Raw genomic sequence first — 22282 nt, forward strand, 5'->3', positions numbered from 1 at the left:
CTCGGGCTGCGCCCGTGGTGGGGCTGTGCCCGCCCCTCGGGCTGCGCCCGTGGTGGGGCTGTGCCCGCCCCTCGGGCTGCGCCCGTGGTGGGGCTGTGCCCGCCCCTCGGGCTGCGCCCGTGGTGGGGCTGTGCCCGCCCCCGGGCTGCGCCCGTGGTGGGGCTGCGCCCGCCCCCGGGCTGCGCCGGCCTCCGGGACTGCGCCCGCCCCTCGGGCTGCGCCCGCCCCTCGCGGCCCCCGCGGCGTACTGCGCGCGCCCGCCGCCCTCGTTGTGGGCCGCGCCCTCGCCCGCCGTGGGCTGCGCCCGCCCCGTTGTGGGCCGCGCCCGCCGCCCGCCGTCCCCGTTGTGGGCAGTCGTTCCGCTGGGGCGGAACGGGTGGGCACAACGGAACGCAGCGCCTTGCCGCGCCCAGGCCCTACCGCTTTGACGCCCGCCGAGACCGCGCGGCGCCGTAAGGGGCGGGCGTAGGTGCAAGGAGCGGACGCGCCGCCAAGCGCGGTCCCGTGTGCCCACCCGTCCCGCCCCAGCGGGACGATTGCCCACACGGAGATGGGCGAGCGTCCCACGCGGGGCGTGGGCGGGCGCCCCGCGTCGAGGGGCGAGGCCGGGGTGCCCACCTGGCGGTGGGCGGAGGCGGGCCGGGAGGGGTGTCGGTCAGGTGTGCGGCGGGGGGGAGTGTGCGCCCATACCGCCGATGGCGGGCCTGGTCGGGGGCGCAGTTCAGTCGCACCTCGGTGGGCGGAGGCGTGCTTGGGGGCGCCAGGCAGGTGTCGGGCGGGCGTGTGGAGTGGGTGGAGGCGGGCCTGAGGGGGGCCGAGCAGACGTGGCGAGTGGGGGGGCGGAGGGGCGGAGGGGCGCCCGCTTCGTCTGGGGTGGCTTCACGTGTGCCGGGGTCGGGGGCATGTCAGGCACCGAGAGATAGGGGCGTCCGGTGGGGGGCGCGGGGTGGGGCCGTGGCGGCTAGCCTGGGGGGATGGTTGACGATCTTGGGGGGTATCTCACGGTCGGGCCCCGCGTCGCGCTCCGGCCGTTCTCCCTCGGCGACGCCGAGGAGTTCACCGCCCGCGCCCGCGAGAGCCGCCCGCTGCACCGCCCGTGGCTGTTCCCGCCCCGGACGACGGAGGCCTACGAGGCCTACGCGCGGCAGCTCATCGAGGACCCCGCCCGGGTCGGCCTGCTCGTCTGCGAGCGCGCGGACGGACGGATCGCCGGCTTCGTCAACATCAACAACATCGTCCGCGGCGCCTTCCTCTCCGGCGCCCTCGGCTACGGCGCCTTCGCGCACGCCGCCGGCCGCGGCCTCCTCTCCGAAGGCCTCGGACTCGTCCTCGCGTACGCCTTCGGACCGCTCGGCCTGCACCGCCTGGAGGCGAACATCCAGCCGGGAAACACCGCCTCCCGCGCCCTGGTCCGCCGCGCCGGCTTCCGGCTGGAGGGCTTCTCGCCGGCCATGCTGTTCATCGACGGCGCCTGGCGGGACCACGAGCGCTGGGCGATCACCGCCGACGGCCCCGGAAGCGCAGCTCAGCGCTTGTAGTTGATCTTCATCGTGTCCATGTCGGTGACCGTGGACCTCAGTCCCGCGTAACCGTGGCCCAGCCCCTTCAGGGCCTGCTCCACCCGATCCTCCGCGATCGCCCCCGCCATCTCCTCGCCGTCCGCCGCGTCGGAGACGACGACCAGGCGGTACGAGAAGTGCTTCAACGTCCGGTCGTAGGTGAGGGAGCCCTCCTCCGTGAACTCCATCGCCGAGAGCCCGTGCTCGTCGACCTCGGCGAGCAGCCGGCTCCGGCTCTCCTCCGACAGTCCGTCGAACGTCCCTCGCACGATCACCCGGTAGGTGTGCTGCTCGCTCATTCCCCGCGCCCTTTCCGCGCCGTCTCATCCGTGACGGAACCACCCTAGGGCGGCGTGTTTACGCCGCAACGGAATTTCTGGGTCAAGCCTCCCGAGGGCCGTTGTCCACCCTCTGGCCAGCGGTGGTTCCGCCGTGTTCCATTCTCGGCATGACGACCGTACGACGTGCCGTACTCACCCTGCCCGCGGCGCAGTTGGGCCCCGACAACCCCCTGCCCGCGCTCCGTCTGCTGGACGCGACCGGCCCCGCGAGCGGAGCCCAGCCCACGGTCCTCGTCGTCGACGAGAGCGACCGGGACCGTATCCCGCGCGACATGGCCCGTCAGCTCGGCCGCGCCCCGCTGCGCACCCTGCTGCCCACCCGGGTCCGCGACGGATACGGACGCGAGCGCGTTCCCGCGGCCCTCGACACGATCGAGATCGAGAACGACCTGCTGCGCGTCACGGTCCTCCCCGGCCTCGGCGGCCGTGTCCACTCCCTCCTCCACAAGCCGACCGGCCGCGAACTCCTCTACCGCAACCCGGTGTTGCAACCCGCCGCCTTCGCCCTCAACGGCGCCTGGTTCTCCGGCGGCATCGAGTGGAACATCGGCGCCCGCGGTCACACCACCCTCTCCTGCGCCCCGCTCCACGCGGCGGTCGTCCCCGCGCCCGACGGCGGCAGTATGGTGCGCCTGTGGGAGTGGGAACGGCTGCGCGACCTGCCGTTCCAGGTCGACCTGTGGCTGCCGGACGGCGCCGAACACCTGCGCGTCGGCATCCGCGTCCGCAACCCGCACGAGCGAGCCGTCCCCTGCTACTGGTGGTCCAACACCGCCGTCCCCGAGGACCGCCGCGTCCTCGCCCCCGCGGACGAGGCCTGGCACTTCGGATACGAGCACGCCCTGCGCCGCGTCCCGGTGCCCCGAACCCCCGACGGCACCGACCGTACGTACCCCTTGCGGAGCACCCACGCCGCCGACTACTTCTACGCGTTGCCGGACGGCGGCCGGCGCTGGATCGCCGCCCTCGACGAGCACGGCGCCGGACTCGTACAGACCTCCACGGACGGGCTGCTCGGCCGCAAACTGTTCCTGTGGGGCACCGGCCGCGGCGGTCGGCGCTGGCAGGACTGGCTCACCGAGCCCGGCACCCCGGGCTACGCCGAGATCCAGGCCGGCCTCGCCCGCACCCAGTTGGAGCACCCGCCCCTGGAGGCGGGTGAGGAGGTGTCCTGGCTCGAGGTGTACGGCCCGCTGACCGCCGACCCGGCCACCGCGGCGCACGGCACGGACTGGGCCGCCGCCCGCGCGAGCGTCGAGAGCGCCCTGGAGGCGGCGCTGCCCCGGGCCGAGGTCGACGCCGCCTACCAGCAGTGGCGCGCCGTCCTCGCCGACGCCGAACCCGGCCCGCCGCTGGCCACCGGCTCCGGCTGGGGCGCGCTCGAAGTGCTCCGCGGCGGCTACGACCTGCCCGGCACACCCTTCCCCGAGGAACTGCTCGGCGAGGAGCAGCGGCCCTGGCTCCACCTGCTCCGCACGGGGGCCTTCCCTGCCGCGCATGCCGCGAACGCGGCGGACGCCGGGGACGCTGCGGAGGAGGCGGGAGGCGGCTGGAACAGGGAGGGCGTCGGAGGAACGGACTTCGGCGCGCGGCCCTGGGCGACGCTGGTCTCCGACGCGTGGCGGGACATGCTGGAGACAGCCCCCGCCGATCCGGTCACCGAGTACCACCTCGGTGTCGCCCAGTGGGCGGCGGGTGATCTCGCCCAGGCGGTACGGAGTTGGGAGCGCGGCCTGAAGAACGCGGCCGTCCGCTGGCCGCTGCTCCACTGCCTGGCCGTCGCCGACCGGGAGGGCGGCCACCCGCAGCGGGCGGCCGAGCGTTACGTGGAGGCCTTCGACGACCAGGACGGCGGCGACCCCGTCGTCACGGCCGCCCTCGGGCGCGAGGTGCTGACCGTGCTCCTGGAGACCGGCCGCACCGGGCAGGCCCGCGCCGTGATGTCCCGCCTGCCGGAGGACGTGCGGGCGCGCGGGGCGTTTCGCCATCTGGAGGCCCGGCTGCTGCTCGCGGAGGGACGGAAGGCCGAAGCCCGCGCCGTGTTCGACGCGGGCTTCGAGGTCGCCGACCTGCGGGAGGGTGCCGAGGAGCTCGGCGAGCTCTGGTCCCGCATCACGGACGAACCCCTCCCGGCCGCCTACGACTTCAGGATGCGTCCCCCGAGCTGACGCCGATGCCGATGCCGATGCCGATGCCGATGCCGACGCCGATGCAGATGCCGTGCTCAGGTGCGTTCAGCCAAGGTGCTGCTCGAAGAAGGCGGCGGCCTCCCTGCCCACCCGTACACGGACGGCGGACTTGGCGGGTCCCGGCAGGAAGAAGTCCTCGTGGCGAACGTCGGGGCCGGCTGAGCAGCCACTCGCCCCGGGGATGTGGTCCAGGTACGGCCGGGTGTCGACCTCGTAGGGGTTGACCGTGTCCGCTCCACACCAGCGGATGCCCACCGGCACCCGCACGGTGGCCAGGCTCTCTCGGGTCACGAGACCGCCGACTCCAGGAGCCACCTGGAAGACCGCCCGGACCCGGGGATCCGACAGGTCCGCCCCGGCGCCGTCGAGCACGTGCCGCAACGACTCGTCGAGCGGATACTTCTTCCGCAGCGCCTCCAGCGCGCCGGGGAACTCGGGAATCTCCGGCAGGGGAACCGTCCCCGCCATCACCGCCCACAGAATCTGCGGATCGACACGAGCACCGGCGAGTGCCGCAGCCGTGTAGCCGCCCAGGGAGAAACCCGCCGCGCCGACCGGCCCGAGGGGCTGTTCGCGAGCGAGTACGTCGAGGACGAAGGAGACGTCGCGAGGCCGTTCCCACACGTGCAGAAAGCCTTCCGGCTCGTAGCCGTCGACGAAGTTGTTGCCGTGGTGGTCCAGGGCCACGACGCGGAATCCCGCCTCGTGCAGCGGTCCCACCAACCACTCCATGCTGCTGCCGGAACCTCCGGTGCCGTGCGAGACGACGACCAGGGGAGCGGCGGGAGCCGGCGGACGGTCCGGTTCCCACTGGTAGATGCGGACGGGTCGCGGACGAGCCGGATCCCGCAGGTCACCGCGGGAGTCGTCGTACAGGACCCGTATCAGCGGCTGCCGCCCGGAGATCGTCATGGCCACATCGTAGGTTCGGCCCGAACGACGAGGGCCAGGTCGTGGCGGCAGCAGCGCCTCCGGCGTCGCCCACCGCTCGTCGGAAAGGCCCCTCGCCCCGGACCACAGTCCTCGCGACGCGGGACGACGAGCGGAGCCGCCTGTTCAAAGCGCGGCCTCGCCACGTCGCCTGTCCCGTTTCCTGTCCCGCCTCACACCCGGCACAGGATCTCGCCGTGCGGGACCATGAACCAGGCGTCCGGCTCCTTGTCCCAGGCGCGCCACGCCTCGGCGACCTCGGACAGCTCCTCGTGGGTCGCGTGGCCGCCCTCGACGGCCTGGCGGGCGTAGACCGACTGGGTCGTGCGGTCGGCCCACAGGCCGCTCCACCAGCTCCGCTCGTCCGGCCCGGCGAAGCACCACGCCGCGGCCGAGGCCGTGACGTCGGTGAAGCCGGCCTCGTGCGCCCAGGCCAGCAGGCGGCGGCCGGCGTCGGGTTCGCCGCCGTTGGCGCGGGCCACCCGCCGGTACAGGTCCTGCCAGCGGTCCAGGCCCGGAGAGGCGGGGAACCAGGTGAACGCGCCGTAGTCGCTGTCGCGGGCGGCGACCACCCCGCCCGGCCTGCACACCCGCCGCATCTCCCGCAGCGCCTGCACCGGGTCGCCCACGTGCTGCAGCACCTGGTGGGCGTGCACGATGTCGAAGGAGTCGTCGGGGAAGTCCAGGGCGTGGACGTCAGCGACCCTGAACTCGACGTTGTCCACGCCCTTTTCGTCCGCGGCGGCCCGGGCCTTCACCAGTACGTCCTCAGCCGCGTCCACGGCGGTCACCCGCCCCGGCGCCACCCGCGCGGCCAGGTCGGCCGAGATCGTGCCCGGTCCGCAGCCCACGTCCAGGACGTCCAGTCCGGCCCGCAGCGCGGGGATCAGATAGGCGGCTGAGTTCTCCACCGTGCGCCAGGTGTGCGACCGCAGGACCGACTCGTGGTGCCCGTGGGTGTAGACGGCGGTTTCGGCATGCGACATGACCGGACTCCCTTGAGTGAGTGGGTGTGATCACCGTACGCCGGTCACTCGAAATGTGAGACCCCGCTCTCATGATGTGGACAGTTCGCTAGCCGAACAGGGGTAGTGCGTAACGCAGTTCCCGGAGAGTGCGGCCGCCGGTGTCCTCGGTGACGGACTCTCCGTCCGTTCGCCAGCCGGCCCTCTCGTAGAACGCGCGGGCCCGGGAGTTCTCCTCGAACACCCACAGCCCCGCGTCCCGGAAACCCGCGCCGCGCATCGCCTCCACGGTCGCCGCGAGCAGCGCCCGCCCCACCCCGCGTCCCCACGCCTCCGGAGCGGCGTACAGCGTGGAGAGCTCCGCGGTGACCGCCGCATCCAGGGGCGTGGCCTCACCCTCGCCCTCACCTCCGCGGCCGCCCGCACCTTCACCTCCGCCGCCGCCCTCGCCTTCACCTCCGCGGCCGCCCTCGCCTCCGCCCGTGTCTCCCTCGCCGTCCGGCCACGGCCGGAACGAGGCGAACGCCGTCACCGATCCGCTCTCGTCCTCCGCCACCAGGACGACGGGCGCGGCGGGCCCCGTCAGGCGTTCGCGCCACACCTCCGTCCGTTCGGCGACGTCGAGTCCCTTCAGATACGGGTCGGGCACCAGGCCCCGGTAGGCCGCCTGCCAGGAACGGACGTGGACGGCCGCGATGGAGGCGGCGTCGGAAGGGAGCGCTCTACGGATCGACATGAGCGCCATTCTCGGCGGGGAGGGGGAGCGGCGAGCGGCAAGCGGCGTCTGTGGAGCGGCGTGCGGCGAGCGGCGTGCCGTGTGCGGCGAGCGGCGTGCGGCGTGATGCGTGCTCCCTACCCCCGCCACTCCCAGCGCCGCTCCCCGTCCTCGAACTGCTCCGTCGGCGCCAGGCCCGCCGCCCGGGCCACCGCCGCCGAGGCGTGGTGCTCCGGGTGCACGTGTGCCACGAGCGCCGGCGCGCCCCGTTCCCGCAGCCAGGCGGCCAGGAGCACCGCCGCCTCGCGGGCCAGGCCGCGGCCCTGCCACGGTGTCCCGACCACCCAGGCGATCTCGGCCCCGCCCGGTGTCACCGTGGCCTGCACGGTGCCGACCGCCGCGCCGGTCTCCCGCAGTCGCAGCACCCAGTTGCACCAGGACGTCGTCGTCGGGTCCGGCGGACCCGCGAGGAGCCGCTCGTAACGGGCCCGGAGCTCCGGCTCCGGGAGCGGGGCGCCGCCGATGAAGGTGTGCAGCGCGGGGTCGGCGAGCGCCCGGGCCGTCTCGGCGGCGTGATCGAGCCGCAGCGGCTCCAGGTCCAGGCGGGCGCCCCGCAGGGGGACGGCGGTCACGCGATCCGGCTCGTAGGTGCTCATCCGGACAGTCTCCTTGACGGGCTTCATGACAGGTTCATGAACGCCCCGTCCGCGGCCCCTCGCCGCCCCTAAGGTGTGGCGGACCCGCTCCCGACGTGCCGAGGAGACAGACCGCCCGTGCCTGCCCGCCGCACCCTTCTGAAGGCGATCGCCGCCGCGCCCGTGCTCTCCGCCCTCGGGGTCCCGTCGGCCACCGCGGCCCCGAGCGCGACCGCGACCGTGTCCTCGGCGCCCGGGATCGTCAAGCCGGTCCCGCCCGAGTACTTCACCGTCCGCGGTACGAACGCGGAGGCGCGCTTCGAGACCTTCGAGGACACCGGGCCGCTCACGCCCGTCGACCGCTTCTTCGTCCGGAACCACACCTCCACGCCCGTCCTCGACGCCGCCGACTGGCGCCTCACCGTCTGGGGCGACGGGCTGCACGGCCGTACGCCCGTCCACTTCACGTACGGCCAGCTGCGTGACCTGCCGTCCGTCACCCGTTCGGCCCTGATCGAGTGCGCCGGGAACGGCCGCAGCCTCTACGCGACCCAGCAGGGCGAGTCCGTCAGCGGCACCCCCTGGACCCTCGGGGCGATCGGCGCGGCCCGCTGGCGCGGCGCGCGGCTGTCCGACGTGCTGCGGCTGGCCGGCATCGCCTCCGACGCGGTCGACGTCCAGCCCCGCGGACTCGACGCCCCGTACGTCGCCGGCGGCGTCGACCTCGGCCGGGTGCGCCGCCCGCTGTCCGTCGCGAAGGCCCTGGACGACGTGATCCTCGCGTACGAGATGAACGGCGAGCCCCTCCCGTACGACCACGGGCACCCCGTCCGGCTCGTCGTGCCGCACTGGGTCGGCATCGCGTCCGTCAAGTGGCTCGGCGACATCGAGGTGTCGCGCACCCCGCTCGCCTCGCCCTGGTCCACCGACTACTACCGGCTCTTCGGCGCCGCCCACCCGCCCGGCGGGAGCGCCCCGCTCACCCGCCAGACCCTCAAGAGCGCGTACGAGCTGCCCTTCGGCGCCACCCTGGAAGCCGGCCGGACGCACCGGCTCGAAGGCCGCGCCTGGTCCGCGTACGCGCCCGTGCGCAGGGTCGACGTCTCCACCGACGGCGGCGCCCGCTGGCGGCCCGCCCGGCTCCTCGGGCCCACGCGCCACGCGCCCTGGGTCCGCTGGCAGACGCCCTGGCGTCCGTACGGCCCCGGGCCCGTCACCCTGCTCTCCCGGGTCACCGACGCGGCCGGCAACACGCAGCCCGAGCGGGCCGTGCACAACACGCAGGGATATCTGTTCGACGCGGTCGTCCGGCATTCCGTCACCGTCGTCTGAACATCGCAGGTCTGAACATCGCAGGTCTGCACAGCGCCTGTCCGGACCTCGCCTGTCCGAACACCGCCTCGGCCTCGCCACCCGGCACCTCGTCGGGACGTTGTCCGCGACCCTCGCCCCGGAGCCCCGGAGCCCCGGAGCCCCGGAGCCCCGGAGCCCCGGAGCCCCGGAGCCCCGGAGCCCCGGAGCCCCGGAGCCCCGGAGCCCCGGAGCCCCGTCGGGACGTTGTCCGCGACCCTCGTCCCAGAACCCCCGTCGGGGCGTCGTCCGGGCCCCGCCCCCGCTCGGGCCGCCGGGCGAACCGCCTCGCGAACGGCGTCACAAGCGGCGAAATCGCTCGAACCTCCGTATAAAGGGCTCTGAAGGCTCTCGGGGCGAGCTTCGCGTGCGCCCCGGTCGGTGGCCGGCCTGCCCGGCGGGTTCGCCGGCTCAGGAGGTTCGGGAGGTTCGGGACATGCAGCGGGACGCGCGGCGGACAGCCCCGGAAGGCCGCGGGCCGGTGCGCTACGGACCGCCCGCTCCGGAGCCCGGCCTGCCCGTGCTGCCCGGCCTGACCGCCCTCCTCGCCGCCGCGGCCGGCCGCACCGGCCCCGAGCCCCCCGGGGGCGGGCCGGTGCTGCGCGAGGCCGCGGCCGGTTACTGGTGGCGGCGCGGACTGCGTACCCACGCCGAGGACGTCGTCGCCGCGCCCGGCGCCCCGCCCCTCCTGCTGGCCCTGATCGCCGCGCATGGCGGTGACGTCCTGCTGCCCCGTCCCTGCCCCGCCTGGTGGACCCCGCAGGCCCGGCTGCTCGGCCGCCCCGCCTACCACGTGCCCACCCCCGCCGAGTGCGGCGGCGTCCCCGACCCTTACGCCCTTCTGGAGACCGTCCGCCGGATCCGCGCCGAGGGCGGTGACCCCCGCCTCCTGCTGATCTCCGTCGCCGACGACCCCACCGCCACCGTCGCCCCGCCCGAGCTCGTGCGCGAGGCCTGCGAGGCGGCCGTCGCCGAGGGGCTGCACATCGTCAGCGACGAGACCTGGCGGGACACCCTGCACCGGCCCCAGGAGACCGTGCTGCTCAGTCCCGCCGAGATGTGCCCCGACGACGTCACCGTCCTCACGGATCTGGCCGGCGCCCTCGCCCCCGCCGCCTGGCCCCTGGCCGTCGCCCGTTTCCCGCCCGTCGCCGTCGCGCGGGCCGACGGCTACGGCGACCAGCGGGCCCGCACGCTCGACATCCTCACGGCGCTCGGCGCGCTCGTCCCCGGGCCCTTCGCCGCGGCCGCCGCCCACGCCCTCGACGAACCCGAGGACGTGACCGTACGGGCCCGGCTGACCGCCCGGGTGCACGGGCGGGTGGCCGCCGCCGCCCACCACGCCGTGCTCGCGGCCGGGGGCGTCTCCCGGCCCCCGCAGGCCGGGCGGCACGTGTACGCCGACCTCGGCCCGCTGCGGGCCGGCCTCGCCGCCCGCGGCGTCACCGACTCCCTGGAGCTGGAGAACCACCTCACCGAGCGCCTCGGCACCCCGGTCCCCGGCGGCCACCGCTTCGGCGACGAACTCGGGGCGCTGCGCGTCCGGTTCGACACCGCGTCCTTCCTGGGAGCCACGGAGGAGGAACGGACGGAATCCCTCACATCCCCGCGCCCCGAGGAACTGCCGCACGTGGCAGGCGCGTTGAGCTCCTTCGGAGCCGCTCTCGACGAACTGACCGGTTAGCGGAGCCGGCCGGCCACGCCGCGACGGCGACGGCTCGGCGACGCTTCGACAAACGGTTGACGGAACAGACGGAGGCCGCAGAGATGACGGAACAGACGGCCCGGCCACCCCGGGCCCCGCACTCCGCCCCCACCCCCCACGCCCCGCACCCGGCACCCACCCTCCAGCCCCTCGGCCGGCTGCGCCGCGACTGGCCGCGCAGCTTCGCCGACCGGCTCACCGCCCCGCTGCCCGGCGTCCGGGCCATGGCCCGGCTGGCCCGCGAGGGCGCCGTACGCCCCGGGCCGGAGGGGCTGCGCGACATCCCGCTGCTGCCGTTCGCCCCCGGGCCGCTGCCCGAGGCCGGGCCCGACACCCTCGCCGTCACCTGGGCCGGACACGCCAGCTGGGTGCTGCGCGTCGGCGGTCTCACCGTCCTCACCGACCCCGTCTGGTCCCGCCGCATCCTCGGCACCCCGGCCCGGCTCACCCCCGTCGGCGTCCGCTGGGAGGACCTCCCGCCGATCGACGCGGTCGTCATCAGCCACAACCACTTCGACCACCTCGACGCCCCCACCCTCAAGCGACTCCCGCGCCGCACCCCGGTGTTCGTGCCGGCCGGCCTCGGCCGCTGGTTCACCCGCCGGCGGTTCAGCCGCGTCACCGAGCTCGACTGGTGGGAGGCGACCGAACTCGGCGGTGTGCGCTTCGACTTCGTCCCCGCCCACCACTGGTCCAAGCGCACCCTGCTCGACACCTGCCGCTCGCTGTGGGGCGGCTGGGTGCTCACCGACCGCGCCGGCCGCCGGATCTACTTCGCCGGCGACACCGGCTACGGACACTGGTTCACCGAGATCGGGCGCCGCCTCCCCGGCATCGACCTCGCCCTGCTGCCGATCGGCGCCTACGAGCCGCGCTGGTGGCTCAGCGACGTCCACACCGACCCCGAGGAAGCGGTCCGCGCCTTCCAGGACCTCGGCGCCCGCCGCATGGCCCCCATGCACTGGGCCACCTTCGTCCTCTCCTCGGAACCCGTCCTCGAACCCCTCACCCGCGTCCTCGCCGCCTGGGAAGACGCCGGCCTGCCCCGCGAGGACCTGTGGGACCTGGCGGTGGGCGCGTCCCGCGTCCTCGACGCTTAGGGCCCGTGCGACGCCTAGGGGCCGTGCCTTGGGGCCGGGCCTCGGGGCCGCCGGCCGGGCCGCCGACCGGAAACCGGGTGCGGAGGGCCGGCGTGCTGGTGTGTGATCAGGGGCATGGCGATATTCGTGCACCTGACCTCCGCGGCGAACGCGCCGCGCGTGCGGCGGTCCGGGATCCGGGCGGACGGGCGGGGGCAGGGCGGTGACCGGGGGGTGTACTGCTTCCCGGTGCTGCCCTCGTACACGCTCACCCACCAATGGCTGCGCGAACTGGCCCGCTTCGGCAGCCGCGGCGGACTCGTGGCCGTGCACGTGCGACTCGACGACGAGCAGCAGGTGTGGGTCGGGCACTACGCGGACCGGGCCCGGAACGCCCGGTCGAGGGTGTCCGCGGCCGAGTCGGTACGGCGGATCGCCGCGCTCGACGACCCGCGCGGCTGGGAGGTGTTCGTGCCCCGCGCGGTCCGGCCGCGCGAGGTGCACCGGATCAGGAACGTGCCGCAGGTCGCCGGCTGGCGCTACCGGCCCGACGCGCACGGCGTACGGCCCTGCACGTGCTTCGGTTGTCGCGTCCGCGGCGAGTACGGGGGCCGGCGGCTGCGCGAGCGGCTGCCCCATCCGCTCGACGGGCCGCCGCCGCCCGTCGGCGTGCTGCTCGCCAGGATCGCGGCGGCCGGCGATCCCGGGGACCCAGCGGTGCTGTCCGAGGCGCTGCACTGGTTCGGGATGCGCAGACGGGGGCCCGTCGACCGGCTGGCTCCCCTCGCCGCCCACCCCGACCCCGGGGTACGGGAGAACCTGGTCTGGACGGTGGGCCGTTGGACCACCCCCGGCGTCGCGGACCTGCTCGACGGACTCGCCGACGATCCGCACCCCGACGTCCGCGAGGCGGTGGCGGAGGTCCGCGACCAGGACCTGCCCGACGGGTGACGGCGTCCGCCGCCGGGGGGCGACGCCCGCACCCTGGCACCGCCTGTCCGGTGCTGATCGGGCCCGGTGCTGATCGGGCCGGATCCGGAGGACATGCCTAGCCGGCCCCGGGGGGTTCGTGGCGAGCGCCGCGCAGGCGGCGCCACAGCGCGGGTGCGGCGCTGATCAGGACCGTGAGCCCGACCGCGGCGACCACGCCCTGCCACGGTTCGGGGAACAGCGAGCCGCCCAGAATGCCGATGAGCTGGTACGTCGCCGCCCACGCCAGGCACGCCGGCAGATCGCCGCGCGCGAAGCGCCGCAACGGCATGCCGGCGAGCAGGCAGGCCAGCATCACCGGGATCCGCCCCGCCGGCACCAGGCGGGACAGCACCAGCACCGGTACCTGGTGGCTGTCCAGGCGGTCCTGCGCGTGGGCCAGTCGCTCCGGGGTGACCCGGCCGCGCAGGGCCGCGAGCCAGCGCGAACCGTTGCGGGACCTGACGCCCCGCTGCCCGAGCCAGTACAGCGCCAGGTCGCCCAGGAACGCGGCGCCGGACGCCGTGAGGAAGACGAAGAGGAGCGAGAGCGGCGTCGTCTGGTGGAAGGCCACCACGGCGGCCGAGCTCACGATCGCGCCCGTCGGCACCACGGGCACGAGCGCGCCGAGGGCCACGAGCAGGAAGAGGGACGGATACCCGACGGCCTGTTGCGTCGACTCCGGCGGCAGCTCCCGCACCACCGTCACGAGCCGCTCGATCACCACGCGGCCCCCGCCGTACCCGCATGCGTACCCGTACCCGTACCCCTCTCCGTCCCCGACCCCGACCCCGCACCCCTGCCTGTACGCGCACCCCTCCCTGCCCCCGTTCTCCCGCCGGGTCGGTTCACCGCGCCACCTCCGGGCGGACCCGCCCGCCGTGCTCCAGCAGGTGCACCGTCACCTTCGGGGCCAGCCGGGCGGCGTGGCGGACGAACTCGTCGCCCGGTGCGTGGAACTCGTGCGGACGGATCGCGTCCATGCCGATCGGCCAGTACGTGCCGTAGTGGACCGGGACCGCGGCCGCCGGGGACAGCGCGGCGAGTGCCTGGGCGGCGCGGCCCGCGTCCAGGTGGCCGTGACCCAGGTACGGCCCCCAGCCGCCGACCGGCAGCAGCGCCACGTCCACCGGGCCGACCGCCTCCGCCATGCCGTCGAACAGGCCGGTGTCACCGGCGAAGTACGTCCGGGCCTCGCCCTCCACCACGTAACCCAGGGCGGGGGAGCGGTGCGGGCCGACCGGGAGCCGGCGCCCGTCGTGCAGCGCCGGCACCGCCCGTACGGTCACGCCCTCGACCGACACCTCGTCGCCCGGCCCGAGCTCCGTGAGCCGCAGCCCCCGGCCGGCCAGCCGGCGCAGGGCCGGCACGGCCCGGGGGGCGCCGCTCGGCACGATCACGCGAGTGCCCGGGGCGAGGCGGGCGAGCGACGGGAGGTGGAGGTGGTCGGCGTGCAGGTGCGAGACGAGCACGGCCTCGGCCCGCGCCGCCACCGGCGGCGGCAGCGCGCCGCGGCGGCGACGCAGATGCGCCAGCCTGCGCGCGAAGAGCGGATCGGTCAGGAAGCGGACCCCGGAGTCCTCGACCGTGCACGTGGCATGACCCCACCAGGTGACCTCCACCGGTACGCCACCCTTCCCGTAGCCGAGTTCCCGTAGCCGAGTTCCCGAGCGAGTTCCCGTGGCCGGGTGCCGCCGGCCACGTTCCCATGGTTCCCGTTGCCGAACGCACGACGCCTCCGAAACGAGGGTAGATGTCCGGGGCCGTCGGTGTGGCCGGTCTTCGCCGGACCACCCGCACTTGGTATACCGAAGGGCTGCTCGGGTGCCCCGGGACGCAGTAGGGTCGGTTCATGGACGACGTTCGGGTGGCGGCGATCGCCAGCCTCACCCCGCTCGAAGAGCTCGACGAAGACCCTTTCCTGGTGGACACCCGCAGCCAGTACGCCATGTGCGTCCGCTGGGCCCGGGACAAGGGGTACGTGGTGACGCGGCAGTTGCTCTGCTACGGCATGAGGCCCGACCACCAGGCCTTGTGGGCGGACGTGGAGGAGGGCACCGTGGACCTCTTCGTCGCCCCGAACGAACGTGTCCTCGCCCGCGCGTTGACGGACGTGCCGGAGTTCTTCGCCGAGTGCGAGCGGCGCGGCGTGCGGCTCGAGACCGCCGGGCTCGACGAACCGGCGTACGACGCGCCGATGAAGGCCGGGGTGCACCGCCGGCTCTCCATGCCCACCGCCGGATACGACGGCTCCTGAGCACGCCCGCGGGGAACGATCCGGTTTCCGAGCGCCCGCCCGCCGGATACGGCGGCTCCTGAGCGCGCCCGCGGGATACGCCGGACCCTGAGCGCGCGCCCCCGGCACGGCGCCGGTACGACGGCTCCCGAGCGCTCCCGCAGCGCTCCCGCGCCTGGCCGCCTCCTGCGCCCGCCCGGCAGGCCACGTCCTCGCCCCGCCCGACAGGCCACCTCCTGGTCCCGCCCGCACGCACACCCCCACCACCACCACGACCTGCCCCCGCTCGAAGTCGGGCAGGTCGGGCCCCGGGAGCCACCCGCCCGTTCGAACACCCGTCTCCCCGTCCCGCCCCCCGGCCGCTGTGCCACGCTTGAGGAAGGGAACGGGTGAAAGGTGAACCAGGCGTGGGTGAACGGCGAGGGCGAACCCCCGGCCGCTGGCGGAGCGCCGGGCGGGCCCTGTTCCGGGTGGTCACGGTGTGGGCGGTCTCCACGCTCACCCTCCTCGTCCTGGCCGCTCTCCTCCCCGACTTCCAGCTCCAGTCCGCCGACGGCGACAGCGTCACCAGGACCGCGCTCACCGCCGCCTGGGGCGCGGGCGCCTTCGCGCTGCTCGGGGCGCTGGTCTGGCCGCTGATCGTGCGCGCCCTGCTGCTCGTACCGGCGCTCCTGCTCGGCCTGTTGGTGTTCTTCTTGAACGGCTCGCTGCTGCTCGTCGCGCTCTGGCTGATCCCCGACGGCCGGGGCGCCGCCGCGCCCGAGACCGCCGTGGTGGTCGCCGCCGTGATGTCCGCCGTCGCCTCGGCCACCTCCACGGCGCTCGCCGTCCGCGACGACGAGGCCTACCGGCGCCGCCTCTACCGGCTCACGGACCGCAAGCGCCCCCGCATCGTCCGCGAGGGCGGCGCCGAACCCGTTCCCGGCATCGTCTTCCTCCAACTCGACGGCGTCGGCCACCGGGTGCTGTGCGACGCCGTCGCCGACGGCCGGATGCCCACCGTCGCCGACTGGCTGGCCGGCAGCCACACCCTGGCTCCCTGGCGCACCGACTGGTCGAGCCAGACCGGCGCCAGCCAGCTCGGCATCCTGCACGGGTCCAACGAGGACGTGCCCGCCTTCCGCTGGTACGAGAAGGACACCGGCCGGCTCATGGTCTCCAACCGGCCCGCCAGCGCGGTCGAGCTTCAGCGCCGCGCCGTCGCGCGCACCGGCGACGGCGGGCTGCTCACGTTCGACGGCGCCTCCCGGGGCAATCTGTTCAGCGGCGGCGCCGACCAGCTCGCGCTCGTCCTGTCGATGGCCGCCCGCCGCGGCCGGCGCAACCGCTCGCGGGCCGGCTACTTCGCCTATTTCTCCGACCCCGCCAACGCCGTCCGGACCGCCGGCTCCTTCGTGGCCGAGGCCTGCCGCGAGATCCTGCAGTCGGTCCGGGCCCGGCTGCGCCGCGTGTCCCCGCGGGTCTCCCGCGGCGGCCTCTACCCCTTCGTGCGGGCCTTCGCCACGGTCGTCGAGCGGGACGTGGTGGTCGCGGCCGTGATGGGCGACATGCTCGCCGGCCGTACCGCCGTCTACGCCGACCTGGTCGCGTACGACGAGGTCGCCCACCACTCCGGGCCGCAGGGCCCCGACACCGACCAGGTCCTGGCGCGGCTCGACCGGGCGATCGCCCTGATCGCCAAGGTCGCCGAGCACGCGCCCCGCCCGTACCGGATCGTGCTCCTCTCCGACCACGGCCAGAGCCCGGGGGAGACCTTCGAGTCCGCGTACGGGCTGACGCTGCGCGATCTGGTGCGGGCCGGCTGCGGACTGCCGGTGCCGCGCCGGGTGCGCCGGTCCCGCCGGAGGCACTCCCGGCCGGAGTCCGGGGGAGGCTCGGAGGCCAGGGACGCCGCCCGCGACGCCCTGCGCAGCGCGCTGCACCGGCCCCTGGACACGGCGGACGAGGAGGGGGAGGAGGGCGCGGAGGCGGCGGCGGTCGCGGCGGCCCGGGCGCCCGAGCCGGTCGTGCTCGCCTCCGGAAACCTCGGCCTCGTCTCCTTCCCTGGCGTGCCGCACCGGATGACCCGCGAGGAGATCGACCGGCTGCACCCGGCCTTGCTGCCCACCCTCGCCCGCCACCCGGGCATCGGCTTCCTGCTCGTCGCGAGCGAGGAGCACGGCTCGGTCGTGCTCGCCCGCGACGGGGTCGAGGTGCCGGTCGCCGAACTCGCCGACGGTGCCGCCGAGGGGCCGCTCGCCGGCTTCGGCCCCGGCGCGGCGGCGGCGGTACGGCGCACCGACGGGTTTCCGCACGTCGCCGACATCATGGTCAACTCGATGTACGACCCGGCGACCGGCACCGTCCACGCCTTCGAGGAGCAGATCGGCTCGCACGGCGGGCTGGGGGGCGAACAAGGGCGCCCCTTCCTGCTCTGGCCGCGCGAGCTGGCCGCCCCTCCCGACGATCTGGTCGGCGCCGAGCAGGTGCACCAGGTGCTGCGCGGCTGGCTGCGGGAGAGCGAGGGGCCGCAGGTGCCCCTGGAGATTTCCCCGTCGAAGAGCGGTGCGGAAGAACTTCTTCCGGTCGACGGGCCAGTCGTGCGGGACAAAAACGGCTGATTTGGAACGCTGTCCCGCCTTTTGGACCATGGGGACGTTTGTACGACGAGAGGCGCACCACCCCCCATGAGCACGGCCACCCCCGTACCCCCGGCTGCCGCATCCCCTGCCCCCGCATCCCCTGCCCCCGGATCACCGGGCCCCGCATCCCCCGCCCCCGCATCACCGGGCCCCACCTCCGCCGGTGAGCAGGTCCCGGTCGTCGGCGAGCACGACCCCGCCGTCGACGGGCCGGACCCCCGGGCCGGCAAGCACGCCCGGCGGTTCGGACTGCCGGTCGCGACCGCCCTCGTCATGGGCAACATCATCGGCGGCGGCATCTTCCTCCTCCCCGCCTCCGTCGCGCCCTTCGGCACCATCAGCCTGCTCGCCTTCGGCGTGCTCACCCTCGGCGCCCTCGCCCTCGCCCTCGTCTTCGGCCGGCTCGCCCACCGGCTCCCGCAGACCGGTGGCCCCTACGTCTACGCCCGGGCCGCCTTCGGCGACTTCGCCGGCTTCCTGGCGGCCTGGTCGTACTGGATCACCGCCTGGGTCTCCAACGCGGCCCTCGCCGTCGCCGCCGTCGGTTACCTCGACGTCGTCGTGCCCGTCCACGGCTCGACGTTCGCCACCATCGCCGCCGCCCTGGCCTTCCAGTGGCTGCCCGGCCTCGCCAACCTGGCCGGCACCCGCTACGTCGGGGCGGTGCAGGTCGTCGCGACCGTGCTCAAGTTCGTGCCGCTGCTGCTGGTCGCCGTCGGCGGGTTCCTCTTCTTCGACAGCGCCAACCTGGGCCCCTTCCAGGCGAGCGGCGGCAGCCCTCTCGGCGCGGTCTCCGCGTCCGCCGCGATCCTGCTCTTCAGCTACCTCGGCGTCGAGTCCGCAGCCGTCAGCGCCGGCGAGGTCCGCGACCCGCGCCGCAACGTCGGCCGCGCCACCGTCCTCGGCACCCTCGGTGCCGCCGCGGTCTACCTCCTCGGCACCCTGTCCGTCTTCGGCACCGTCGCCCACGACAAGCTGGTCACCTCCACCGCGCCCTTCTCCGACGCCACGAACGTCATGTTCGGCGGCTCCTGGGGCGGCGTGGCCGTCGCCTGCATGGCCATGGTCAGCATCCTCGGCGCGCTCAACGGCTGGACCCTGCTCAGCGCCCAGGCCCCCTACGCCGCGGCCCGCGACGGCCTCTTCCCGAAGGTCTTCACGGTCAAGCGGCGCGGTGTCCCCACGGCCGGTGTCGTCGTCACCCTCGTGCTGGCCTCGCTCCTGACGGTCTACAACTACACGGCCGGCACCCAGGGCGTCTTCGAGATCCTGGTCCTCGTCACGACCTTCACCGCCACCGTGCCGTACCTGCTCTCGACGGCCGCCCAGATCCACTTCCTGCTGTCCGGACAGCGCGAGAAGGTCTCCCGGGCCCGCCTCGCCCGCGACGGCGTGCTCGCCCTCGCCGCCTTCGGCTTCTCCCTCTGGCTGGTCGCCGGCTCCGGCTACGCCGCCGTCTACCAGGGCGTGCTGTTCCTCTTCGTCGGCGTCCTCGTGTACGCGGTGATGGCGGCCCGCAAGGCCCGCACCTCCGGACGCCCGGTGCGGTGAAAAGCGGGCCGGGGGCGTAGGCCGCCCGGGCGGATCTGCCGCCCGGGCGGCCTACCGCCCTTCCCGCGGGGCAGTACGGATCTCCATGAGGCCCCTCGCCCGGTTCGCGCTCGCGGTGCTGCTCGTGCTCGCCGCGCTGCTGGGCGCGGGCGCCGGGGCGGGGCTGCCGGGCGCCGAGAGCGAGCCGCGCTCCGTCTCCGCGGCGGCCGATCCGGGCGCCGAGAGCCATGACGCCGCCGAGACCGAGGCCGCCCCGCCGATCCGCGGCGTACGGCGTCCCGCACCGCCGCGGGCCGCCCGGTGCGCCCCGCCCGGCGGCGACGCCGTCCCCGTCCCCGTACCGTCCGCGCAGGGCGACGCTCCCCGGTCGGCGGTGATGCGGTGCTGAGAGGCCAGGCCTCTCCCGCACCCTTCACCCCCCTCACCGCAAGGAGCCTCACCATGCCCTTCGACCCCTACGCCGTCCTGCACGCCCTGCTGCGCGCCGAGGCCGCCCGCGAACGCGGCACCGCCCACCGCGCCGAGCGGGCACACGAAACGGAACCGACCGTCGCCCGCCCCGCGCCGGAGCGCTCCGCCGAACCGGAGCGCCGGGCGGACTGACCGCCCCGCACCCGAGCCCGACCGGGCCCGGCACCGGCCTCCGCCGCCGGGGACGTCCTCACGCCGCGTGCGGCAGGTCCTCGGCGGCGGCCGGGGCCCCGGCCGTGCGGCGCCCGTGGGTCAGGACCAGCACGAGGACCCCGACGGCGAGCAGCGACAGCGCGAGCAGCGCGGGGACACGGGCGACCAGGGGGCCGGCCGCCAGGCAGCACACGCCGCCCACGAGCAGCAGGGTCGGACGCGGCCCGCCCGCGCGCAGCACGATCGCCGCCGAGCCGAGCAGGAACACCCCGACCCCGCCCGTGAGCGACCAGGCCACGGTCCCGTGCAGCGGCTCGGCGAGCCCGTAGTGGCCGGTGTCGGCGACCTGGGTGAGGACCTTCTTCATGCCGAGCGCGCACAGCACCACGCCCGCCACCAGCGGCAGATGGAGGAAGGTGTACGCGTCCCGGGCGAACCGGGTCCGCTCGTCGCCCTCCAGCCCGGCGAGCCGGTGCTCGACGCCCTGGCCGAAGCGGCGGAAGTACAGCGCCCACAGCCCGGCCGACAGCAGCAGGCCCGCCCCGCACGCCCCGATCACCGCGAGGGTCAGCGGGAAGCCCTCCATGCCCACGCCCATCGCGACGATCGACTCGCCGAGCGCGATGATGACGATCAGCCCGTACCGCTCGGAGAAGTGTCCGGGCGCGTTGACCCGCCAGCCCGACGAGCCGGTCACGAAGATCGCGCCGTAGTCCACGGCGACCGCGCCCAGCCAGAGCAGCAGCCGGGTCGTCCCCTCGTAGGCGCAGCCCACGAGCAGCAGCACGAACGGCGGCAGCACCGACATCAGCGCCGTCCGCAGCAGGACGCGGTGCAGCACCGTGTCGCCGGGGCTGCCCAGGCGGTACGAGACCAGGTGCAGCACCCGCACCACGCCGTAACTGAGCACGAACACCAGCGGCGCGGGCAGCCCGCCCGGCGCGTCGGCCAGCACCTCGGGCACCGCGAGCGACACCACGAACACCACGGCCATCACGGTGACCAGCACCCCGAACAGGGCGACCGAGTCGGCCCGTACGACATTGCCCAGCCACGAGAACGCGCACCAGCACCACCACATCAGTGCCAGCACCGCCATCGCCCCGACCACCCGCACCGGCGAGGGGTCGGCCGCCATCAGCGCCGTCACCTGCGTGATCGCGTAGACGAAGACCAGGTCGAAGAACAGCTCCGCCGGTGTGACCTTGTGGTCGTCGCCGGTCGCGACGAGATGCGACCGTCCCTTGCCCCCCACGGCAATCCCCCTGAACGAACGGGCCGGCCTCATCCGGCCATCCAGGCGCGAACCCTACCCCGGTCCCGCGCCCCGGTCCCGCGCCCCGGTCCCGCGCCCCGGTCCCGTGTCCCGTTCCGGCGGCCGGTTCCCGCGCCCCGGTCCCGCACCCCGTCCGCGCGGACCACCCGGTCCACCCGGTCCTCCCGGTCCGCATTACCTGGGACGTAATCGACGGTCCCCGCCGTCCCCGGCATGCTCGGATCACCGGGTCCCGGGCGGCGCACTCCGCCCGGGCACCGGCCCCGACACCCCGTCAGATACGTCTCCCAGGAGAGTGATCCGCCATGTCCCAGGCCCTGCTCGCCGGTCTCGCCCGCACCACCCAGCCGCGGTCCATGGTGCGCCGGTTCCTCGCCCTGGACGCCGTCGTCACCGGCGCCAACGGCCTCGCCTACGTCGGCGCCTCCGGGCCGCTCGGCGAGTTCCTCGGCGTCGACCGGGGGCTGCTGCTCGAGATCGGTCTCTTCCTCACCGCCTTCGCGGCCGGCGTGGCCTGGCTCGCGAGCCGCCCGCGGCCGTCGGCCCTCGGGGTGAAGGCCGTCGTCGACGCCAACCTGCTGTGGACGGTGCTGAGCGTCGTCGCGCTCCTCGCCTGGCTGGAGCCCACCGCGGCGGGCACGGTGTGGACCCTGCTCCAGGCCGGCACCGTGGCCGGCTTCGCCGGACTCCAGTGGTCCGCCCTGCGGGCCGCTACGCCTTGAGCGCCTGGAGGTAGGCGACCGTCGCCGGGTCGGCCGGGAGGAAGGTCTCGATGGCCAGCTCGGCGACGGTCACGTCCAGCGGCGTGTTGAACGTCGAGATCGACGACACGAACGACAGCACGTGCCCGTCGTGCTCGATCCGCAGCGGCAGCGCGAAGTAGGGGTACGGCTCCGGGTCCTCCCGGTCGTCCGCGTCCCCGGCCCCCTCCGGCAGCGGATAGGCCGCCACCTCCTCGTACAGCGCGCGCAGCGCCTCCGAGCGGGCCAGGCCGATCTGACGCTCCATCTGGGCCAGCAGATGCCCTCGCCACTCGCGGAGGTTGCGGATGCGCGGGGCGAGACCCTCCGGGTGGAGGGTGATCCGCATGGCGTTCAACGGCGGGGTGAGCAGGTGCTCCGGAAGCCCCGCGAGCAGCATCCCGATCCCCTGGTTGGCCGCCACCACCGTGTACGAGCCGTCCACGACGAGCGCCGGAAACGGCTCGTAACCCTGGAGCAGCCGCTCGATGCCCTCGCGGAGCGTCTCCAGCATCGGCTCGTCGAGCGCCGACTCGGTGAACTGCGGGGCGTAACCGGCCGCCAGCAGCAGGGCGTTGCGCTCCCGTACCGGCACCTCCAGATGCTCGGCCAGCTTGAGGATCATCTCCTCGCTGGGCCGCGAGCGGCCGGTCTCGATGAAGGAGATGTGCCGCGCGGACGAGTCCGCCCGCAGCGCCAGCTCCAGCTGACTCAGCCGCCGCTGCTCCCGCCAGCCGCGCAGCAGCGGCCCCACACCCGTGTCGGTCACGACAGTTGTCATGGCCAGACGGTATCTC

Annotated in this window: 21 protein-coding genes; 12 read left to right on the forward strand and 9 right to left on the reverse strand. The window is 75.0% G+C overall.

Going from position 1 to position 22282, the window contains the following annotated elements; translation table 11 throughout:
- Window positions 1–974: 974 nt before the first annotated feature.
- Window positions 975–1538, forward strand: a complete 564-nt coding sequence (locus ACIGXE_RS20995) for a GNAT family N-acetyltransferase (RefSeq protein WP_399749471.1) — start codon at window positions 975–977, stop codon at window positions 1536–1538.
- Here ACIGXE_RS20995 and ACIGXE_RS21000 read toward each other — a convergent pair.
- Window positions 1526–1858, reverse strand: coding sequence for a DUF6204 family protein (locus ACIGXE_RS21000; RefSeq protein ID WP_399749473.1), 333 nt, complete (start codon window positions 1856–1858; stop codon window positions 1526–1528). The genes ACIGXE_RS20995 and ACIGXE_RS21000 overlap by 13 nt on opposite strands.
- A gap of 149 nt (window positions 1859–2007) precedes the next feature.
- Between ACIGXE_RS21000 and ACIGXE_RS21005 the strand changes: the two genes are divergently transcribed.
- Window positions 2008–4068 (forward strand): DUF5107 domain-containing protein, encoded by a 2061-nt coding sequence (locus ACIGXE_RS21005; RefSeq protein ID WP_399749475.1) that lies wholly within the window; start codon window positions 2008–2010, stop codon window positions 4066–4068.
- Window positions 4069–4134: 66 nt separating this feature from the next.
- On the opposite strand, the gene ACIGXE_RS21010 is transcribed toward ACIGXE_RS21005, so the two are convergent.
- From ACIGXE_RS21010 to ACIGXE_RS21025, 4 genes are all read right to left on the reverse strand, one after another.
- A complete protein-coding gene (locus ACIGXE_RS21010) occupies window positions 4135–5001 on the reverse strand; it encodes an alpha/beta hydrolase family protein (protein WP_399749477.1) in 867 nt (288 codons plus the stop codon).
- Window positions 5002–5192: 191 nt separating this feature from the next.
- Window positions 5193–6005, reverse strand: a complete 813-nt coding sequence (locus ACIGXE_RS21015) for a methyltransferase domain-containing protein (RefSeq protein ID WP_399749479.1) — start codon at window positions 6003–6005, stop codon at window positions 5193–5195.
- Between the two features lie 88 nt (window positions 6006–6093).
- Complete coding sequence (locus ACIGXE_RS21020) at window positions 6094–6720, reverse strand: GNAT family N-acetyltransferase (protein ID WP_399749481.1); 627 nt, start codon at window positions 6718–6720, stop codon at window positions 6094–6096.
- A 116-nt stretch (window positions 6721–6836) separates the two neighbouring features.
- On the reverse strand, window positions 6837–7355 hold the full coding sequence (locus tag ACIGXE_RS21025) for a GNAT family N-acetyltransferase (protein WP_399749483.1): 519 nt from the start codon (window positions 7353–7355) through the stop codon (window positions 6837–6839).
- Window positions 7356–7472: 117 nt separating this feature from the next.
- On the opposite strand from ACIGXE_RS21025, the gene ACIGXE_RS21030 reads away from it, so the two are divergent.
- From ACIGXE_RS21030 to ACIGXE_RS21045, 4 genes are all read left to right on the forward strand, one after another.
- Entirely contained in the window at window positions 7473–8666 is a 1194-nt protein-coding gene (locus ACIGXE_RS21030; RefSeq protein ID WP_399749485.1) for a sulfite oxidase, read from the forward strand.
- A gap of 454 nt (window positions 8667–9120) precedes the next feature.
- On the forward strand, window positions 9121–10368 hold the full coding sequence (locus ACIGXE_RS21035; RefSeq protein ID WP_399749486.1) for an aminotransferase class I/II-fold pyridoxal phosphate-dependent enzyme: 1248 nt from the start codon (window positions 9121–9123) through the stop codon (window positions 10366–10368).
- Between the two features lie 83 nt (window positions 10369–10451).
- Window positions 10452–11489, forward strand: coding sequence for an MBL fold metallo-hydrolase (locus ACIGXE_RS21040; RefSeq protein ID WP_399749488.1), 1038 nt, complete (start codon window positions 10452–10454; stop codon window positions 11487–11489).
- A gap of 114 nt (window positions 11490–11603) precedes the next feature.
- Entirely contained in the window at window positions 11604–12419 is an 816-nt protein-coding gene (locus ACIGXE_RS21045; RefSeq protein WP_399749490.1) for a HEAT repeat domain-containing protein, read from the forward strand.
- Window positions 12420–12516: 97 nt separating this feature from the next.
- On the opposite strand, the gene ACIGXE_RS21050 is transcribed toward ACIGXE_RS21045, so the two are convergent.
- Together ACIGXE_RS21050 and ACIGXE_RS21055 are read right to left on the reverse strand one after the other, a co-directional pair.
- Complete coding sequence (locus ACIGXE_RS21050; RefSeq protein WP_399749672.1) at window positions 12517–13161, reverse strand: DedA family protein; 645 nt, start codon at window positions 13159–13161, stop codon at window positions 12517–12519.
- A 124-nt stretch (window positions 13162–13285) separates the two neighbouring features.
- Window positions 13286–14059: an MBL fold metallo-hydrolase gene (locus ACIGXE_RS21055; protein ID WP_399749492.1), complete on the reverse strand. Its 774-nt coding sequence runs from the start codon at window positions 14057–14059 to the stop codon at window positions 13286–13288.
- A 230-nt stretch (window positions 14060–14289) separates the two neighbouring features.
- On the opposite strand from ACIGXE_RS21055, the gene ACIGXE_RS21060 reads away from it, so the two are divergent.
- The 5 genes from ACIGXE_RS21060 (at window position 14290) to ACIGXE_RS21080 (ending at window position 19448) form a co-directional block, all read left to right on the forward strand.
- Complete coding sequence (locus tag ACIGXE_RS21060; RefSeq protein WP_399749494.1) at window positions 14290–14694, forward strand: hypothetical protein; 405 nt, start codon at window positions 14290–14292, stop codon at window positions 14692–14694.
- Between the two features lie 386 nt (window positions 14695–15080).
- Complete coding sequence (locus ACIGXE_RS21065) at window positions 15081–17273, forward strand: phage holin family protein (protein ID WP_399749496.1); 2193 nt, start codon at window positions 15081–15083, stop codon at window positions 17271–17273.
- A 66-nt stretch (window positions 17274–17339) separates the two neighbouring features.
- Window positions 17340–18845 (forward strand): amino acid permease, encoded by a 1506-nt coding sequence (locus tag ACIGXE_RS21070; RefSeq protein WP_399749498.1) that lies wholly within the window; start codon window positions 17340–17342, stop codon window positions 18843–18845.
- 85 nt (window positions 18846–18930) lie between these two features.
- A complete protein-coding gene (locus ACIGXE_RS21075; protein ID WP_399749500.1) occupies window positions 18931–19233 on the forward strand; it encodes a hypothetical protein in 303 nt (100 codons plus the stop codon).
- Window positions 19234–19286: 53 nt separating this feature from the next.
- Entirely contained in the window at window positions 19287–19448 is a 162-nt protein-coding gene (locus tag ACIGXE_RS21080) for a hypothetical protein (RefSeq protein WP_399749502.1), read from the forward strand.
- Between the two features lie 58 nt (window positions 19449–19506).
- Here ACIGXE_RS21080 and ACIGXE_RS21085 read toward each other — a convergent pair whose 3' ends face one another.
- Entirely contained in the window at window positions 19507–20724 is a 1218-nt protein-coding gene (locus ACIGXE_RS21085) for a low temperature requirement protein A (RefSeq protein ID WP_399749504.1), read from the reverse strand.
- Between the two features lie 326 nt (window positions 20725–21050).
- Between ACIGXE_RS21085 and ACIGXE_RS21090 the strand changes: the two genes are divergently transcribed.
- Window positions 21051–21467, forward strand: a complete 417-nt coding sequence (locus tag ACIGXE_RS21090) for a hypothetical protein (protein ID WP_399749506.1) — start codon at window positions 21051–21053, stop codon at window positions 21465–21467.
- Here ACIGXE_RS21090 and ACIGXE_RS21095 read toward each other — a convergent pair.
- On the reverse strand, window positions 21457–22266 hold the full coding sequence (locus tag ACIGXE_RS21095; RefSeq protein WP_399749508.1) for a helix-turn-helix domain-containing protein: 810 nt from the start codon (window positions 22264–22266) through the stop codon (window positions 21457–21459). The two genes, ACIGXE_RS21090 and ACIGXE_RS21095, sit on opposite strands and share 11 nt — an antisense overlap.
- Window positions 22267–22282: the final 16 nt, after the last annotated feature.

Source organism: Streptomyces sp. NPDC053431, from assembly GCF_044544925.1.
GTDB lineage: Bacteria > Actinomycetota > Actinomycetes > Streptomycetales > Streptomycetaceae > Streptomyces.

What these genes read in the sequence shown, in the direction of transcription:
- ACIGXE_RS20995 (WP_399749471.1), top strand. Translation starts at nt 975, where the DNA reads ATGGTTGACGATCTTGGGGGGTATCTCACGGTCGGGCCCCGCGTCGCG.
- ACIGXE_RS21000 (WP_399749473.1), bottom strand. Translation starts at nt 1,858, where the DNA reads ATGAGCGAGCAGCACACCTACCGGGTGATCGTGCGAGGGACGTTCGAC.
- ACIGXE_RS21005 (WP_399749475.1), top strand. Translation starts at nt 2,008, where the DNA reads ATGACGACCGTACGACGTGCCGTACTCACCCTGCCCGCGGCGCAGTTG.
- ACIGXE_RS21010 (WP_399749477.1), bottom strand. Translation starts at nt 5,001, where the DNA reads ATGACGATCTCCGGGCGGCAGCCGCTGATACGGGTCCTGTACGACGAC.
- ACIGXE_RS21015 (WP_399749479.1), bottom strand. Translation starts at nt 6,005, where the DNA reads ATGTCGCATGCCGAAACCGCCGTCTACACCCACGGGCACCACGAGTCG.
- ACIGXE_RS21020 (WP_399749481.1), bottom strand. Translation starts at nt 6,720, where the DNA reads ATGTCGATCCGTAGAGCGCTCCCTTCCGACGCCGCCTCCATCGCGGCC.
- ACIGXE_RS21025 (WP_399749483.1), bottom strand. Translation starts at nt 7,355, where the DNA reads ATGAGCACCTACGAGCCGGATCGCGTGACCGCCGTCCCCCTGCGGGGC.
- ACIGXE_RS21035 (WP_399749486.1), top strand. Translation starts at nt 9,121, where the DNA reads ATGCAGCGGGACGCGCGGCGGACAGCCCCGGAAGGCCGCGGGCCGGTG.
- ACIGXE_RS21040 (WP_399749488.1), top strand. Translation starts at nt 10,452, where the DNA reads ATGACGGAACAGACGGCCCGGCCACCCCGGGCCCCGCACTCCGCCCCC.
- ACIGXE_RS21045 (WP_399749490.1), top strand. Translation starts at nt 11,604, where the DNA reads ATGGCGATATTCGTGCACCTGACCTCCGCGGCGAACGCGCCGCGCGTG.
- ACIGXE_RS21060 (WP_399749494.1), top strand. Translation starts at nt 14,290, where the DNA reads ATGGACGACGTTCGGGTGGCGGCGATCGCCAGCCTCACCCCGCTCGAA.
- ACIGXE_RS21070 (WP_399749498.1), top strand. Translation starts at nt 17,340, where the DNA reads ATGAGCACGGCCACCCCCGTACCCCCGGCTGCCGCATCCCCTGCCCCC.
- ACIGXE_RS21075 (WP_399749500.1), top strand. Translation starts at nt 18,931, where the DNA reads ATGAGGCCCCTCGCCCGGTTCGCGCTCGCGGTGCTGCTCGTGCTCGCC.
- ACIGXE_RS21080 (WP_399749502.1), top strand. Translation starts at nt 19,287, where the DNA reads ATGCCCTTCGACCCCTACGCCGTCCTGCACGCCCTGCTGCGCGCCGAG.
- ACIGXE_RS21090 (WP_399749506.1), top strand. Translation starts at nt 21,051, where the DNA reads ATGTCCCAGGCCCTGCTCGCCGGTCTCGCCCGCACCACCCAGCCGCGG.
- ACIGXE_RS21095 (WP_399749508.1), bottom strand. Translation starts at nt 22,266, where the DNA reads ATGACAACTGTCGTGACCGACACGGGTGTGGGGCCGCTGCTGCGCGGC.